This is a genomic window from bacterium, from assembly GCA_019695305.1.
Classification (GTDB): domain Bacteria; phylum UBA10199; class UBA10199; order UBA10199; family JAIBAG01; genus JAIBAG01.
Genome location: JAIBAG010000040.1, coordinates 1 through 15,571 on the forward strand (window position 1 = coordinate 1; position 15,571 = coordinate 15,571).

The 15,571-nt window shown below is 41.0% G+C and carries 15 protein-coding genes and 3 tRNA genes; 11 read left to right on the plus strand and 7 right to left on the minus strand.

Annotated elements, in window-relative coordinates; genetic code table 11:
* The 7 genes from K1X76_12140 to K1X76_12170 all read left to right on the plus strand — a co-directional run.
* Nucleotides 1-432 (plus strand): hypothetical protein (locus K1X76_12140; protein ID MBX7149814.1); only part of this gene is annotated, 432 nt, incomplete at its 5' end.
* 91 nt (nt 433-523) lie between these two features.
* Nucleotides 524-1,156 carry an ATP-dependent Clp endopeptidase proteolytic subunit ClpP gene (clpP, locus tag K1X76_12145; GenBank protein MBX7149815.1) on the plus strand — a complete coding sequence of 211 codons (633 nt, stop codon included), beginning with the start codon at nt 524-526 and terminating at the stop codon, nt 1,154-1,156.
* A gap of 44 nt (nt 1,157-1,200) precedes the next feature.
* Complete coding sequence (clpX, locus tag K1X76_12150) at nt 1,201-2,445, plus strand: ATP-dependent Clp protease ATP-binding subunit ClpX (protein ID MBX7149816.1); 1,245 nt, start codon at nt 1,201-1,203, stop codon at nt 2,443-2,445.
* Between the two features lie 295 nt (nt 2,446-2,740).
* Nucleotides 2,741-5,200, plus strand: coding sequence for an endopeptidase La (lon, locus tag K1X76_12155; protein MBX7149817.1), 2,460 nt, complete (start codon nt 2,741-2,743; stop codon nt 5,198-5,200).
* A 102-nt stretch (nt 5,201-5,302) separates the two neighbouring features.
* Nucleotides 5,303-5,379: transfer RNA gene (locus tag K1X76_12160), tRNA-Asp, on the plus strand.
* 41 nt (nt 5,380-5,420) lie between these two features.
* Nucleotides 5,421-5,493, plus strand: a tRNA-Val gene (locus K1X76_12165).
* Nucleotides 5,494-5,637: 144 nt separating this feature from the next.
* Nucleotides 5,638-5,710: transfer RNA gene (locus K1X76_12170), tRNA-Phe, on the plus strand.
* A 429-nt stretch (nt 5,711-6,139) separates the two neighbouring features.
* On the opposite strand, the gene K1X76_12175 is transcribed toward K1X76_12170, so the two are convergent.
* Entirely contained in the window at nt 6,140-6,823 is a 684-nt protein-coding gene (locus K1X76_12175; GenBank protein ID MBX7149818.1) for a hypothetical protein, read from the minus strand.
* Between the two features lie 126 nt (nt 6,824-6,949).
* Between K1X76_12175 and K1X76_12180 the strand changes: the two genes are divergently transcribed.
* Nucleotides 6,950-8,113 (plus strand): NAD(P)/FAD-dependent oxidoreductase, encoded by a 1,164-nt coding sequence (locus K1X76_12180; protein MBX7149819.1) that lies wholly within the window; start codon nt 6,950-6,952, stop codon nt 8,111-8,113.
* On the opposite strand, the gene K1X76_12185 is transcribed toward K1X76_12180, so the two are convergent.
* Nucleotides 8,100-9,401, minus strand: coding sequence for a hypothetical protein (locus tag K1X76_12185; GenBank protein ID MBX7149820.1), 1,302 nt, complete (start codon nt 9,399-9,401; stop codon nt 8,100-8,102). The two genes, K1X76_12180 and K1X76_12185, sit on opposite strands and share 14 nt — an antisense overlap.
* A gap of 246 nt (nt 9,402-9,647) precedes the next feature.
* Between K1X76_12185 and K1X76_12190 the strand changes: the two genes are divergently transcribed.
* Together K1X76_12190 and K1X76_12195 are read left to right on the plus strand one after the other, a co-directional pair.
* Nucleotides 9,648-10,232, plus strand: coding sequence for a peroxiredoxin (locus K1X76_12190; protein MBX7149821.1), 585 nt, complete (start codon nt 9,648-9,650; stop codon nt 10,230-10,232).
* A gap of 101 nt (nt 10,233-10,333) precedes the next feature.
* A complete protein-coding gene (locus K1X76_12195; protein ID MBX7149822.1) occupies nt 10,334-12,142 on the plus strand; it encodes a UbiD family decarboxylase in 1,809 nt (602 codons plus the stop codon).
* On the opposite strand, the gene K1X76_12200 is transcribed toward K1X76_12195, so the two are convergent.
* The 5 genes from K1X76_12200 to K1X76_12220 form a co-directional block, all read right to left on the minus strand.
* The gene (locus K1X76_12200; GenBank protein MBX7149823.1) at nt 12,139-12,978 is read right to left on the minus strand and encodes a hypothetical protein; all 840 of its coding nucleotides are present in this window, start codon (nt 12,976-12,978) and stop codon (nt 12,139-12,141) included. The two genes, K1X76_12195 and K1X76_12200, sit on opposite strands and share 4 nt — an antisense overlap.
* A 1-nt stretch (nt 12,979) precedes the next feature.
* Nucleotides 12,980-13,801 carry a hypothetical protein gene (locus K1X76_12205; protein MBX7149824.1) on the minus strand — a complete coding sequence of 274 codons (822 nt, stop codon included), beginning with the start codon at nt 13,799-13,801 and terminating at the stop codon, nt 12,980-12,982.
* A complete protein-coding gene (locus tag K1X76_12210; GenBank protein MBX7149825.1) occupies nt 13,752-14,516 on the minus strand; it encodes a 1-acyl-sn-glycerol-3-phosphate acyltransferase in 765 nt (254 codons plus the stop codon). Before K1X76_12210 ends, K1X76_12205 begins: the two co-directional genes overlap by 50 nt.
* A gap of 114 nt (nt 14,517-14,630) precedes the next feature.
* Nucleotides 14,631-14,804: a twin-arginine translocase TatA/TatE family subunit gene (locus K1X76_12215; protein ID MBX7149826.1), complete on the minus strand. Its 174-nt coding sequence runs from the start codon at nt 14,802-14,804 to the stop codon at nt 14,631-14,633.
* A gap of 69 nt (nt 14,805-14,873) precedes the next feature.
* Nucleotides 14,874-15,080 carry a hypothetical protein gene (locus K1X76_12220; protein ID MBX7149827.1) on the minus strand — a complete coding sequence of 69 codons (207 nt, stop codon included), beginning with the start codon at nt 15,078-15,080 and terminating at the stop codon, nt 14,874-14,876.
* A gap of 369 nt (nt 15,081-15,449) precedes the next feature.
* Between K1X76_12220 and K1X76_12225 the strand changes: the two genes are divergently transcribed.
* Nucleotides 15,450-15,571, plus strand: a 122-nt coding sequence (locus K1X76_12225; GenBank protein ID MBX7149828.1) for a cell division/cell wall cluster transcriptional repressor MraZ, incomplete at its 3' end; no start/stop codon positions are given.

Here is a 15,571-nt window from a genome sequence, read left to right on the forward strand (position 1 = left end):
AAAGATTTGGGCAAAACTTCTATGGATGAGGTGAAAAAAGAAATTACCGACATGTTAACCAAAATGAAGGAACGTGAATTTAGGCAAGATTATGCCAAAGACGTGCTTGAACATTTGGCAAAGAAAAATAAAGTGGATGTGCCCGAAGGTTTGTTAAATCGTGAAGTAGAAGAATCGAAAAAGAACAAAGAAGATGTGGAAAAAAGTCTTAAAACCGATTTTATTTTGGAAGCGATAGCCAAAAAAGAAAATATTAAAGTGGATCCCAAAGATCTGGAAGCTCGTTTTCAGCAACTTTCCATGATGTACCGCATGCCGGTCGCTCAAATAAAAGAACATTATCGTAACAACAATCTCATTGGACAGCTCGTATTTCAATTGGGTTTGGAGAAAACCCTTGATTTCATCATCGACAAAGCTAAGATGGTCTAACGTAGGGGCTAGCGTCGCCCCCTCCACCGGCAAAGCCGAATGGAGCCTCCCCCTCACTGCGCCTTTGGCGCTATTTGAAGAAAGAGTAAATATGATTATTCATCCGACAGTGAATGAGCTTGTGCCCATGGTTATTGAAAACACGCACCGCGGAGAACGTGCGTACGATATTTATTCGCGTCTCTTAAAAGACCGCATCGTTTTTATTGGTTCCCAAGTACACGACCAGATGGCTAATCTGTTGATTGCGCAACTGCTCTTTTTAGAATCGGATGATCCTGAAAAAGATATTTATATCTATATTAATTCACCCGGAGGTTCTATCACAGCCGGCCTCGCTATCTATGACACAATGCAGTATATTAAGCCTGATGTGGCCACCTTTTGTATGGGGCAGGCAGCTTCTATGGGGGCTCTTCTTTTAGCCGCCGGGGCTCCCGGCAAGCGTTTTGCCCTTCCGCATTCGCGTATCATGATTCATCAGCCTTCGGGAGGCTCTCAGGGTCAGGCTACCGATATTGAAATCCAAGCTCGCGAAATTCTTAGACTTCGTGAGGAAGTAAATCAAATTTTAGTGCGTCATACCAAGCAAACGGTAAAGCGTATTGAGCAAGATACCGAACGGGACTATTTTATGTCTGGACCCGAAGCAAAAGAGTATGGAATAATAGATGAAGTGGTCCAATACAGGACCGGTAAAGAAAAAGACAAGAAAACGAAGTAGTTAGGAGGCGGCGTCCGCCGCTAAAGGAGAGCAACTTGGGTCAAATGAAGTCGGATGCCATGAATCTTTCATGCTCATTTTGCGGTAAATCGCAACGTGAGGTAAAAAAGCTCATTGCGGGCCCTACCGTCTATATTTGTGACGAATGTATCGATTTATGTAACGATATTATTGCTGAAGAAACGCTTAAACAAGAGCGCCTCCGTGTTCGTACCTCGGTTCCTAAACCCAAAGAAATTAAAGATGTGTTGGATGAATATGTGATTGGGCAAGATCGTGCCAAAAAGATTTTGTCGGTAGCTGTTCATAATCATTACAAGCGTATCGAATCTAAAGCCAATCCACGCGACATTGAACTGCAAAAATCAAATATCTTACTGGTTGGACCCACGGGTTCGGGCAAAACGCTTTTGGCTCAAACCTTAGCGCGCATTCTCAATGTACCCTTTACTATTGTAGATGCCACAACACTTACCGAAGCGGGTTATGTGGGTGAGGATGTAGAAAATATTATTCTTAATCTGCTGCAAGCTGCCGATTTTGACAAAACTAAGGCCGAAAAAGGTATTGTGTATATCGACGAAATCGACAAAATTTCGCGTAAATCTGAAAACCCGTCTATTACACGCGATGTATCGGGTGAAGGTGTGCAGCAGGCATTATTAAAAATTATTGAAGGCACGGTAGCTAATATTCCTCCTAAGGGCGGGCGTAAACACCCACAGCAAGATTTTATTCAGGTGGATACTACTAATATTTTGTTTATTTGCGGTGGTGCGTTTTCCGATTTGGATAAAATTATTGAAAAGCGCATGAACAAAAAGTCGATGGGTTTTGGCTCGGAAATTAAGCTTAAAAGCGAAAAGAAGGTGGGCGAATTTTTAGAAAAAGTAGAAACAGAAGATTTGTTGAAATTTGGTCTTATTCCCGAATTTGTAGGCCGTTTGCCGGTTATTGCAACATTAGCCGAATTAGACGAGGCTGCATTGGTTGATATTTTGTCAAAGCCCAAAAACGCCATCATTAAGCAATATCAACGTTTGTTTGAGTTTGAAAAAGTAAAACTTAAATTTACTCATGGGGCGCTTGAAGCTGTGGCTCAGGAAGCGCTTAAAAAGAAATCGGGCGCTCGTGGACTGCGTTCTATTCTTGAAAATTTAATGCTCGATATTATGTATGATGTTCCGTCTCAAGATAATGTAGATGAAGTGGTGGTCAACGAAGACACCGTGCGTAAAAAAGAGCAGCCTATTGTGGTGTATCAAAACAAAAAAGCCGAATCGGCTTAGTTGCTTAAGCATTATCATTATTTTTTTACAAATTTGTAATCCCTTCCTTGACACAAACCCAGATTCCATTACTATAGAGAAATAGGATTTTTTTGAAAAAAAGGGCGAAAAATTCAATTTTTTAATCGTTTTTTTAAAAAAACCCTTATTTTTTGCGGTTCGCAGTTTAGTTGCTCTTTAAAAAACCTAAAAGCGGCACATTTTTCACTCTTCCGGTTCTCAAAAGCCACCGTTAATCATTATATAAGCCCGGATAAGGAAAATTTTTCCGCTTTTCTTATCCCAAGGATCTTTTATGGACGAATTTACAAAACCCAAAGTATCAAAACAAGTACCTCTTCTTCCTCTTCGCGACATCATTATTTTCCCCCACATGGTGGTGCCTCTCTTTGTAGGCCGCGAAAAATCTATTAATGCGCTGGAAGAGGCCATGAATAAGGAGAAGGATATTTTATTGGTGGCCCAGGTTAATGCCAAAACCAACGATCCTAAACCCGATGAAATTTATAAAGTAGGGACACTGGGAACCATCATTCAAATGCTGCGCTTGCCCGATGGTACAGTAAAGGTGTTGGTAGAAGGTAAGAAGCGCGCCAAAATTTTACATTATATCAGTTTTGATCAAACGTTTACTGTTGAGGTGGAAGAAATTGAAGAAGATAAAAGTTTGAATATTGAAATAGAAGCGTTGATGCGTTCGCTTAAAGCCACGTTTGAAACCTATGTTAAATTAAACAAAAGAATTCCTCCCGAAATGTTGGCATCGGTTGCCGTTATTGATGATCCTGCGCGTTTGGCCGATACCATTGTGGCTCACCTGCATTTAAAGTTGCCCGATAAACAGAAAATTTTAGAAATTGAATCACCGCAAAAACGTTTAGAAAAGCTATATGGGCTTATGCAGTCGGAAATTGAAATTTTGCAAGTTGAAAAGAAAATCCGTTCGCGCGTGAAAAAGCAAATGGAGAAAACCCAAAAAGAATATTATTTGAACGAGCAGATGCAGGCTATTCAAAAAGAATTGGGCGAGCGTGATGAGTTTAAGAGCGAAATTCAGGAGCTGGAAGAAAAGCTAAAAAAGAAACAGATGAGCGAAGAAGCCAACGAGAAAGTTAAAAAGGAGCTCAAAAAATTAAAAATGATGAGCCCTATGTCGGCAGAAGCGACGGTGGTTCGCAATTACATAGACTGGATTTTAGCGCTGCCTTGGGATGAAGCAACTAAAGAAAATTTTGATTTGAATTTTGCCAAAACAATTTTGGATGAAGATCATTATGGTTTGGAAAAAGTGAAAGAACGCATCATTGAGTACCTTGCCGTAAACAAATTAGTGGGCAAGATGAAAGGGCCCATCCTTTGTTTAGTGGGTCCTCCGGGTGTTGGTAAAACGTCGTTGGCACGTTCTATTGCACGTTCTACCAATCGTAATTTTGTACGTCTTTCTTTGGGCGGTGTACGAGATGAAGCTGAAATTCGTGGTCATCGTCGTACTTATATTGGTGCGATGCCTGGTAAAATTATTCAATCACTTAAAAAAGCAGCAGCTGCAAATCCTGTGTTTCTTTTAGATGAAGTAGACAAGATGAGCATGGATTTTAGAGGCGATCCTTCGGCCGCTCTTTTAGAAGTATTAGATCCAGAACAGAATCGTACTTTTAACGATCACTATTTGGATTTGGATTACGATTTGTCAAACATCATGTTTATTACTACGGCCAATACCTTGCAATCTATCCCTATGCCTTTGCAGGATCGTATGGAAATTATTCGTTTGGCTGGCTATACCGAATACGAAAAATTATCGATTGCGCAAAAATATCTCATTAAAAAAGAGATGGAAGCCAATGGTTTAAAGGATGAAGATATCACCTTTACGGTTTCGGCCTTAAAGATGGTGATTCGCCGTTATACGAAAGAAGCGGGTGTCCGTAATTTGGAACGCGAAATTGGCACTATTTGCCGTAAAGTTGCTAAAAAAATTGCCGAACGTGCTGAGGGTGAAGCAAAGCACAAAACTATTATTACCGGTGACGCTGTGCCCAAATACTTGGGTGTTCCTAAATTCCGTTATGGCATAAAGGAAGAAAAAGACGAGGTGGGTATTACTACGGGCTTGGCTTGGACTGAAGTAGGTGGTGAGTTGTTATCTACCGAAGTGACTGTTTTGCCTGGTAAAGGAAAGCTTATTATTACCGGTAAATTGGGCGATGTGATGCAAGAATCGGCGCAAGCGGCGATGAGTTATGTGCGTTCACGCGCGTTACAATTTGGTTTAGATCGTGATTTTTATCAAAAAGTGGATATTCACATCCACGTTCCGGAGGGAGCTATTCCTAAAGATGGGCCTTCGGCCGGTATTACCATGGCTACTTCTATTGTGTCGGGTTTATTATCTATTCCTGTTCGTAAAGATGTAGCGATGACGGGTGAAATTACCTTGCGTGGCAAAGTGTTGCCTATTGGCGGTTTAAAAGAAAAGTTATTAGCTGCCAGTCGTGGAGGTATTAAAAAAGTGTGTATTCCTATGGAAAATGTGAAGGATTTAAAAGAAGTGCCCAAAAAGATTTTAAGCGCCTTAAAAATTATTCCTGTAGAGCACTTGGATGAAGTTTTAAAGCATGCCCTTAAAATTACCAAATCCAACGAGATTTTTACGCGTAAAAACGTGAATATCGTGATGGAGGAAATTTTTCCTAAAAAGGCAGAAATACCCTTAGCAGCCGATAAAACCGAGCCTGTTATTAGCCATCATTAAGAGGGGTAAAATCCCTCAGGGTTTATGCTTGACCAAATTCCATTTTACCTCTAAATATCCCCCCCTAACAATTTTTGTATAAAATTGTGAGGGAAGCAGGGCGGGGGCGTAGTTCAGTTGGTTAGAACGCCTGCCTGTCACGCAGGAGGTCGCGAGTTCGAGTCTCGTCGCTCCCGCCATGTTTCCCGAAACATTAAAACTTCACAGCCCGAAGTTTATCGGGCGCTTAGCTCAGCTGGTAGAGCGCCGCCCTTACAAGGCGGATGTCGTAGGTTCAAGTCCTACAGCGCCCATATTTACTTAGTTTATAGGCGCGCCTGTAAGGCGTGGCTAGAAACCTAGAAAATATGTGTACTTTTTGCGAAGCAAAAAGTGCCTTCATGTGTGTCTATGTATTTAATAAACAGAGTCCACATTGTTATTAAATATTTTTCCCAGGGCAGGTAGCTCAGTCGGTAGAGCAGAGGACTGAAAATCCTCGTGTCGGGGGTTCGATTCCCTCCCTGCCCACATTTTTCTTGGTTTATAGCATCGCCTGTAAGGCGGTGATAGAAACCTAGAAAAATGTAGTCCTTTTTACGAAGTAAAAAGGGCCACATTCCCCTTAAAACCACGAACAATAAATACTCAGAATTTAAATGATAAAAGCCTGTAAGGCGGTGATAGAAACCTAGAAAAATGTAGTCCTTTTTACGAAGTAAAAAGGGCCACATTCCCCTTAAAACCACGAACAATAAATACTCAGAATTTAAATGATAAAAGCCTGTAAGGCGGTGATAGAAACCTAGAAAAATGTAGTCCTTTTTACGAAGTAAAAAGGGCCACATTCCCCTTAAAACCACGAACAATAAATACTCAGAATTTAAATGATAAAAGCCTGTAAGGCGCGTCTAGAAATCTAGAAATTGTGAGAAATCGCAGAAAATCCTGTGTCTCCTGTTAAATTGAACTAATAGCCCCGGCATCCTTAAATATTTTTTTGTAAGCAATAGTTTTAGCCATAAAGGCAACCGGCAATACGAAGAAAACGCCCACATAGCAGCATAAAGCTCCTGCAAAGGTCATGATGACTAAAATAAGCTCCATACCCAATAAAGCCCCCAAATGATCCATGGCTGTTTTGGCCGAAAGTTTTGTGGCAGGCCAGGCCTTCATTTTTTTATCGGCAATGAGGGGGTAAACAAAAATAAAAGGAACCGAAGCAGCAAAAATAACAAGAAGAGCGCCTATATAAAAAATGATCATAAAAATAATAAAAGCAGGATCGTTTTTTTGAGACAAATGTTGATTGCCAAAAAAGATAGCGGCAACAGCTACAATTATAATTAAAAAGAGAACTGGAACAAAAATAATGCCCATTTGAATTAATATGGCAATGAGGGCTTCTGCAAAATGCTGAAACCCTTTATTGAACATATCGGCCAGCATAAAGGGCTTGTTTTCAAGTTTGTCTAAATAAATAAGATAAATGCCGCACATCATGGGGCCATAGAGGATGGCCATGGGTACTAGGCTAGCAACCAAAATACCTACTGCAGTTATGCCAACAATTGGCCAATAAGCGCCTTTAAGTGCATCAAAGCTTTCTTTAATAATTTGTGAGGGACGGATGGTTGTGTTCATGTTTGGAGTATGTAGAAATTAAAAAGGATAATCAACTTTTTCTTCATGAACGCTTCAAGTGTTTTGATTACTTCTTTGCTATTATTTAACAAGTGCATGCTTCATTCAGATTGTGTATGAAAGAGTGTGCGCTCTATAGCTATTATTGGATCGGGGCCGGCAGCTTTAATGGCGGCCTCGGTTTTGTCTCAAAATAATGTTGAAGTTTCTATTTTTGAACAAAACCGTTCTACCGCTAAAAAACTTTTAATTGCCGGTAAAAGTGGACTTAATATTTCAAGCAATCTCACCCCTCTTTATTCATATTACAACGGGCCAAAGCAACATTTTAAAACTATTTTTGATGCCTTTTCATCAAAACACTGGATTGAATTTATCAATAACTTGGGCGTGGAAACATTTTTAGGATCCACAGGGCGGTATTTTATAAAAAAGCTAACCACGCCATATCTTTTAAAGCCTTGGGTAGCTTTTCTTAAAAAGAAAAATGTGAGTTTTTATTACAATTATGAGCTTGTTAATTTTAAATCGTTAGCTCAAGGCGTGCATGTTAGTTTTGCTAACTTAGAAGAAAAAAAGTTTGATGCGCTTATTTTGTGTTTGGGTGGCCAAAGCTGGGGAAAAAAGCAATTGGCATGGCCTGCTTTATTGCAGAAAAAAGGATTAAGGATAGAGCCTATAGAGGCATCCAATGCAGGCTTTAATGTGGCGTGGAGCAAAAAATTTTTGGCCGAAGCCGAAGGCTTGCCGCTAAAAAATGTGACGCTTTCTTCATCGCAAGGGAAAGTTTTTGGCGAACTTATGATTACCCGTTATGGCCTAGAAGGAACCCCGGTTTATGGGCTTAAAAAACCGGAAACAGTTTTTATTGATTTTAAACCCGATACCTCTCTTGAAAAATTAATTCAAAAAATGGAGAAGACTAAAGAAAATTTATCGGCATTACGACGCGCTAAAAAATATTTGGATTTATCCCCTGCAGTATTAGCGCTTTTATTCCATCATGCTCCGTCTCAAAGTATGGAAAATATTCATACGCTAGCAGCACTTGTAAAAAAATTTCCTGTAGTATTATGCGCGCAACGAGGTTTGGAAGAGGCAATCTCATCCTCAGGTGGTTTAAGTTTTGACGAGGTTACCGAAAATTTGGAACTTAAAAAATATCCCCATGTGTATGTGGCCGGTGAAATGCTGGCGTGGGACGCACCCACGGGCGGATTTTTAATTCAGGCATGTGTGTCGCAAGGTTATTGGGTGGCCCTCCATGCGGCCCGTTCTATTCATCAATAGACAAATTACTGGGTACGCTACTTGGTACTACATCACTTAAATCACGTGCGGCTGGATCGGTGAGCGATTTTAAAAATGCTACCAAATCGGCTTTTTCGTTATCTGTTAACACAAGCCGCGGTAAATCTTCGCTAAAAGTTCTATTTAAATCGGCCTGATCGTTTACTGTATTATGTACTTGGTCCTGCAGTCTTTCGTCAATTTGAGTGGGGTCGTAATTTTTGAGTGCTTTTTGGGGATCAATATAGTGCTCTACAACGGCTTCCAGTGTGGCATAGGCACCATTGTGCATGTAAGGAGCTGTTAATTCCAAATTGCGCAAGGGGGCAGAACGAAATACAAAGCGATCGCTTGCTAAGCCGCTCACATTTTGAATTCCGGTATCCAGAGGTGCTTCAGTTCCCTTACCGGGACCTAAAAGAGGGGTGTCGATGTTATCTACATCTTGGTCAAAGAACAAATTACCCGTATGGCAGGTAACACAATTGGCTTTACCATAAAAAAGAAGAGCGCCGTTTTTTTCGGAGGAATTGAGCGCTTCTTTATTGCCAGCCAAGTAGGCATCAAATGGACTGTTGATAAAAGTAAAGGCATCAGTTTCAAAAGCAGCAATGGCATTGGCGAGGTCGGCAATGGTGAGTTCATCCAAAGATTTATTGGGGTAAGCTTCTAATAAAAGGGTTTGGTATTCGGGAATAGCTAATACGCGCTCTAAAATGGCCTGCCAAATGCCGGTAAAATCGTCATCGTCAAAATTGGCCAAATCATTATCGCCTTCGGTGCCGCGCATTTCATCCCGCGAGGTTATGGGAAAGAGGGCTTGCGCCGCTAAAACATTTTCGAGGTTTTCAGGCAATTGGTTACCGGCCGGTGTGATAAAGCCTTCGAGGGCTGTTCCCGAAACACGCATGTCGGTAAACATGGTGTGCACTTCGGGGAAACCACGATTAAATAAATCTTGGGCATTACGAGCAATAAAATGGCCAGTTCCCAAATCGCGTTCAGGGCCAGTGCCCGTTCCGCCAGTACCAATAGAAAGAGTGAGTCCATCGGTAGTAGCATGCGTGGGAGAGTGGCAAGTGGAGCAGGCAATATTTTGGTTGCCGCTTAAAACTTTATCAAAAAAAAGCTTTTGCCCTAAAAGAATTTTTTCGTTGGAGTGGGAAGGAGGCGCTTGCAAAGCTGTAATGCCAAAAAATTGCAGCCGGGATTCTAGAGATGAGTCAACCGTGCCACTGCAGGCGGCAAGAATGATAACCAAAAAACAGAGTATTATTTTTTTTAACATAACGGTCCTTATGATTGATATTGAAAATAACTTTCAAAATCAAATATGAAACTTTTATGTTAATGTCAAGCACAAGATACGGGTGGGGGAAAAGCGCTTGACGGTAGGGAGGGGAGTAGACTACGTATACAAACATTGTTGTATTGCTAATAACCTATGTGTTCCCCGGCATTTATGCTTTTGGGGAGAAATCGGTTTGGCCTAATTGAGAGCTAGTGCAATGGGTCAAATTTGAGGAGGATATTTATGAGTTTAGTACAAAAGAAAGCCCCAGAATTTGAAACCGAAGCCGTTGTTGGCGGCGATTTTAAAAAAATTAAATTAGCCGACTATAAAGGAAAATGGGTGGTGTTGTATTTTTACCCGCTCGATTTTACCTTTGTATGTCCTACCGAAATTACTGCTTTTTCGGACCGTATTGCCGATTTTAAAAAATTAGGCGCCGAAGTGTTGGGTTGCTCGGTTGATTCCAAATTTAGTCACTTGGCTTGGACCAATACTCCTCGCAAAGAAGGCGGTTTAGGAAAAATTGAATATCCGCTCTTAGCCGATCTCAATAAAAAAATTGGTGCCGATTACGGCGTTCTTTTGGATGCCGGCATCACCTTACGTGGTCTTTTTATTATCGATCCCGATGGAAACGTAGCTTACGAATTAGTGCACGATTTGGGCATTGGCCGCAATGTAGATGAAGTATTGCGCGTATTAGAAGCCATCCAAACCGTAAAGAAAACCGGCGAAGTATGTCCTGCTAACTGGACGCCTGGCAAACAAACCATGGTGCCCGATACGCAGAAATCCAAAAAGTATTTCGAATCGGCTAATAAATAAGCAGTTCATTTTTTGTATCTTTTCCCCCTCCCCTTTATAAAAAAGGGGAGGACGGGAGATGATAACTTGCAATCCTCCCCTAAATTTTTCATATTGCCTTCATGGGTTACAAAAACCTTCAGTCTTGCCTTGCCGATTTGGAAAAAATTGGCGAGTTAAAGCGTATTAGCGTACCTGTTGATCCGCGTTTACAAGTTGGGGCCATTCAACGCCGTGTGTGTGCTGCCGGTGGGCCGGCGCTTTTATTTACCAATGTTACCGGCAGCAAGTTTCCCATGTTGGGTAATTTATTTGGCACCTTAAAACGCACCGAATATTTATTTCGCGATACTATTCCGGTGGTTAAAAAGCTGATGGATTTAAAAATTGATCCCGGCAAGCTTGTTAAAAATCCATTTTCTTTTTTAAAACTGCCGTTTCAGGCTATTCATGCTCTTCCAAAAAAGAAAAGTTCAGGCCCTGTTTTTGCTCAAGAAATTTCTATTCGTGATATCCCGCAACTTGTAAGTTGGCCTAAGGATGGTGGTGCGTTTATCACATTACCGCAGGTTTATTCTGAATCTGTACAAAACCCCGGCTGGCAAAAATCTAATTTGGGAATGTACCGTATTCAACTTTCCGGAAACGAATATTTGCCCAATCAGGAAATTGGCCTCCATTATCAAACGCATCGTGGCATTGGTGTGCATCAACAAGAAGCGATAGCTGCTGGTAAACCTTTTCCTGTTAATATTTTTATTGGCGGTGCTCCGTCTATGACTGTTTCGGCCGTTATGCCACTGCCTGAAGGAATTCCCGAAGTAAGCTTTGCGGGGGTGTTGGCCGGTCATCGTATTCCTCTGGCACTTACTTCACACAGTACTCTTCCCATTTATGCAGAAGCCGATTTTTGTATTGTGGGTGAAGTTATTCCTAATTGCACAAAACCAGAAGGTCCCTTTGGAGACCATTTGGGCTATTACAGTTTAACGCATTCTTTTCCTGTACTGAGAGTTAAAAAAGTTTTTGCAAAAAAAGACGCAATTTATCCGTTTACAACAGTGGGTCGCCCTCCGCAGGAAGACACAAGTTTTGGCGCCTTCATTCATGAACTGACAGGTAAAGTAATTCCCGCTGTACTTCCCGGTGTACGGGCTGTGCATGCTGTAGACGCAACGGGTGTGCATCCTTTGTTGTTGGCTATTGGGAGTGAGCGCTATACACCCTATAATCCTACGATAGAACCTCAGGAAATTTTAACACAGGCAAATAGCATTTTGGGGAACGGTCAACTGTCATTGGCCAAATATCTTTTTATAGCCGATGGGAGTGATGCTCCATTTCTTAACGTGCATCATGTGAATGAATTTTTAACGTATGTTCTGGAGCGTTTTCATCCCGCCCGCGATTTACATTTTCAAACGGCCACTACCATAGATACTTTGGATTATTCGGGTGAAAGTTTAAATCACGGTTCTAAATTGGTGCTGGCTGTAGCGGGCCCAAAAATTCGCAATCTTGCCTCCGTTGTTAAAATATCCTCTCTCCCTGATGGTTTTGGAAAAATTAAAATGGTGTTGCCGGGTATTGTAGCTGTAGAGGGAAAAGGGGATATTGAAACATTGTGTCACCATTTAGAAAATCAAAATACTGATGGAGTGCCTCTTGTTGTAGTTGTGGATGACGCCGATTTTACGTCTAAAAATTTGAATAATTTTTTATGGGTAACCTTTACACGTTCTAATCCATCGCACGATGTGTATGGCGTTGGATCTTTTGTTAAAAACAAACACTGGGGATGTACCGGACCTGTGGTCATTGATGCGCGTATCAAACCGCATCATGCTCCGGCTTTACAGGATGATCCTGCTACTGAAAAATTTGTAGATAGCCTTGCTATTTCTGGTGGACCGCTTGCGGGTCTTTTTTAAATTTCTTCCACTTTTCCTATTAAATGCGGCTTTTTGTTATGGTGGAGTAGAAAATTTTTAGCATGGTCCCACATTAAATTTACATTACTTCCCGTCATCACCGGTTTTTTAAAAGAAGCTTCTAGTATAAGTGAACGGTTATTGGCTTTCGGAAAAATTGCGGCCAACGATTTGGCCAACAACCAATTTCCATGCGCAATGGCGCGTTTAAAACCAAATATCCAGGCCAAGGGGTTGGCTAAATGAATGGGATTAAAATCTCCCGATACAAAGGCGTACTGAAGACCAATTGTACCGGGAACCTTGACGATGGTTTCATGTTCAAAGTTTTGTAGGATGTCCTTATGCACTTTTGTATATTTTTTTCTTTTGGCTAAAATACGTGCAATACCTTGCCAAGCCACTTCGTGGCGGATGGCTACAGTAGTAGTAATGTCAAAAAAAGTTCCTTTTTCATTGTCTACATAATTGCCCAAATGAGCCGTGATGTTGAGTGTTTCGGTGTAATGAATGGGGCGGTATTGATGGATAGTTGTGTGTGTGTGGATAAGACCCAATGCATTAAAAGGAAAAAGAGGTAGCGTTAACAGCTGCCCATGCAGTGACGAAGCTAAAATATTGGGATAGAGGAGAGGCAAGTAACGGCTTTTAGTGAGGCCGCACACTTCCTGGTAGCGAATTAGTTTAATGGGATTTGTTTTTACAGACAAAATTTCTCCATCTAAAAGTGGCATTTCTTTTGTGTTAAAATTTTTAAATTGACGGCGGAGTAAATTCCAATACACGCCTGGTAAGGGCGGTGTAGTGTCGTAAAAAAGTTGTAAGGTGTTTTCCATATTAGTTTCCTTGCAGGGCCGGTTTCATGGGGCGTGGTGTTTTATTGCCCAATTTTTTTGAGATTTTCTTTTTCCAAAAATATTTAAGCGGGGTAAAAATGCCCACTTGGCCAATTTGTAAAGCTTCGTCACCGTCGTCAAAATTTAAAATAGAGCGGTAAAAATTATTAAGTTCGGGATTGCGATGCCAGTAACGTTTATCCATTTCGTCCTTTTGAAACACGGTGCCTTTTACACTTTTTCTAAAAACAAACCGTGCTGCATCAAAAACGGCTTCGCTTTGAATGTAGGCTTTGTCTCTATGTTCTTGGTCAATTATGCGGGCAATATGTTGGTGAATGTTGGAACGGTATACACCGTGCGGTGAGGGATAAACATTTTCAAAATGCATGGCCACATTGCCCAGGCTGGAGAGCACACAGGCCACATTACTGATCCAAATTTTTTTAAATTTAAAGCCACGGACCAAGTAATTAATGATGAGTTTGGAAGTAAGTTCGTGAGTGAGCCCAGCATGGCGGTCGGCTGGATGTGTGCAGGTGAGTCCCAGGTGAAGCACATCCCCCACTCCCGGAACGGGGAGAAGGACAGCCGAACAAAATCCCGCCATGCTACCGTTGGCTCTTCTTGCAATAGTAATAATTTTATCTTTTAGTGTGTCGCGCGCATCGCTGTTTTCTTTTAAACACTGGTAATCTGGAATTTCTTCAAAACATTCTTTGGCCACCAAGGCTAATTCTGAATTAAGAGTACAAGCTTCCTCGGCCGATAATTTAAGTCCCGGACGGTATAGGTATGAGATATGGTAGGACTGTTTTGTCATAAATACTCCCTTGTTGTTGGTTTTTTTTAAAAATAGCGAGGGCTTCGCGGGTAATAAAGTGTTGTGCTTGGTTTTTCAAAACACCGCCATCTTTTCCGGTAAGTGGTTTTCCGAACGAAATATAAATATCACGCGTGGGGTTACTCATTTGCTTGATAAAATGTGTAAGAAAGCTTGCGTCTTCTATCCAAGCGTCTTCTGTATTGGCGTATTCAATAGCCACCGGAACAATGGTGTAATTTTTTTTGGCGGCTAAATAGAAAGAGCCGGGTCTAAAGTCTTCAAAATGTGGAGCTTGGCAGGTGGTGCCTTCTGGAAAAAGAATTACAGGAATATCTTCTTTTTGGAGTGCGTCAATTTGTGCGAGTGCATTTTTGCGGCTGGGTTTAGAATGGCGGTTTAAAAAAATACAACCTGCCATACGGGCGCCCCAACCAATAAGTGGCCACGAAGCAATTTCTTGTTTAGATAAAAAAGTGGCCGGCACAAAAGAGAGCAATACCGGGATATCCATGTAGGAGCGATGATTGGCAACAATAATATTGTTACCTTCTGGAATTTGTCCCTTTATATGGATACGGATGCCATAGGTTTTAAGCATGGTTTTGGCCCAATGCTGAGCTACATTGTTAGCTACTGCTAAATTTTTTCCAAAACGTTTTTGCTGAATAAAAAGAGCGAGGAGGGCAAGGCTTGTGTAAAAAACAAGCTTCAAAAGTGCCGTAAGGGCCTTTAAAAAACTCTTAATCACGAACCTAAAGCTAACAGGCGTGGGTGAACTTTAGATGGCGACGCTGAAAAGAAACTGAAAATTACGGGAGCTATTATTTTAAGCTTTAGGCGGGTTTTGATCGTTTTTATCGTCGTTTCCCGAAATACCGTTTTTAAAATTCTTAAAAAATTGGCCAATACCCTTACCTAATTCCGGCAAACGCTTGGGGCCAAAAATGATGATAACCACCGCAACAATTAAAACTATTTCCCAGGGACCTAAACGAAACATATAAACCTCGTTAAATGGATAAACTTTACCCTTCTTCGGCTTTTTTTAACGCTTTGTCAACGTTGTAAACTATTGAGATCCATCTGCGCCAAGTGGGGCTAATTTAAAATCTTTAAAAGATTCATCGATAGAATTCTTAATATCTTCTTTCATTTGTTTGTCATATCGACGAGCAGCCCTCGATTCGGCCTGATAAACTTTTAAGGCCCCCCAAACAATGAGGGCTAAAATAATTAAAATGGTTTGCACTATTTTATTAGAAAAAATCTTTTTCATGACACCACTATAAAAGATGAGCCCTTTATTCCCAAGTAAAATTAAAAGCTCAAAACAGTAAACACGCGGTGGAAAATTGTTAAAATAACTATAAAAATTAAAGAATTAGATCGTCTGTGGGTTGTGGATAAGTGGTTTTTGTTACAAGTTATTGAAATTATTATATAATTTAGTATATACCAACAAAACTTATCCACTGCTTGGTAAGGCGTCAAAACCACCCGTATATGGCAAAAAATTTCTTTATTTTTAACCTATTTATCTAATTTAGGCCCTTTTACTTAACAGCTTGACTTAAATTTAAAAAATGGGTTAACCTCCCATGAAGTGGTATAAGGTGGTATAGCACCTCATCGTCATCCAACTTTTATGTTTAGAGGCCGTTTTGAACATATTATCGACCCCAAGGGTCGTACGTCTATCCCGTCTAAGTGGCGCGAGCAGCTTGTTGCTACTTACGATGAGCGGCTCATCATTACCAATTTTGATGG

Bases quoted from the DNA above. Each gene is read 5' to 3' on its own strand.
- clpP (MBX7149815.1), top strand. From the start codon at position 524: ATGATTATTCATCCGACAGTGAATGAGCTTGTGCCCATGGTTATTGAA.
- clpX (MBX7149816.1), top strand. From the start codon at position 1,201: ATGAAGTCGGATGCCATGAATCTTTCATGCTCATTTTGCGGTAAATCG.
- lon (MBX7149817.1), top strand. From the start codon at position 2,741: ATGGACGAATTTACAAAACCCAAAGTATCAAAACAAGTACCTCTTCTT.
- K1X76_12175 (MBX7149818.1), bottom strand. From the start codon at position 6,823: ATGAACACAACCATCCGTCCCTCACAAATTATTAAAGAAAGCTTTGAT.
- K1X76_12185 (MBX7149820.1), bottom strand. From the start codon at position 9,401: ATGTTAAAAAAAATAATACTCTGTTTTTTGGTTATCATTCTTGCCGCC.
- K1X76_12190 (MBX7149821.1), top strand. From the start codon at position 9,648: ATGAGTTTAGTACAAAAGAAAGCCCCAGAATTTGAAACCGAAGCCGTT.
- K1X76_12195 (MBX7149822.1), top strand. From the start codon at position 10,334: ATGGGTTACAAAAACCTTCAGTCTTGCCTTGCCGATTTGGAAAAAATT.
- K1X76_12200 (MBX7149823.1), bottom strand. From the start codon at position 12,978: ATGGAAAACACCTTACAACTTTTTTACGACACTACACCGCCCTTACCA.
- K1X76_12205 (MBX7149824.1), bottom strand. From the start codon at position 13,801: ATGACAAAACAGTCCTACCATATCTCATACCTATACCGTCCGGGACTT.
- K1X76_12215 (MBX7149826.1), bottom strand. From the start codon at position 14,804: ATGTTTCGTTTAGGTCCCTGGGAAATAGTTTTAATTGTTGCGGTGGTT.
- K1X76_12220 (MBX7149827.1), bottom strand. From the start codon at position 15,080: ATGAAAAAGATTTTTTCTAATAAAATAGTGCAAACCATTTTAATTATT.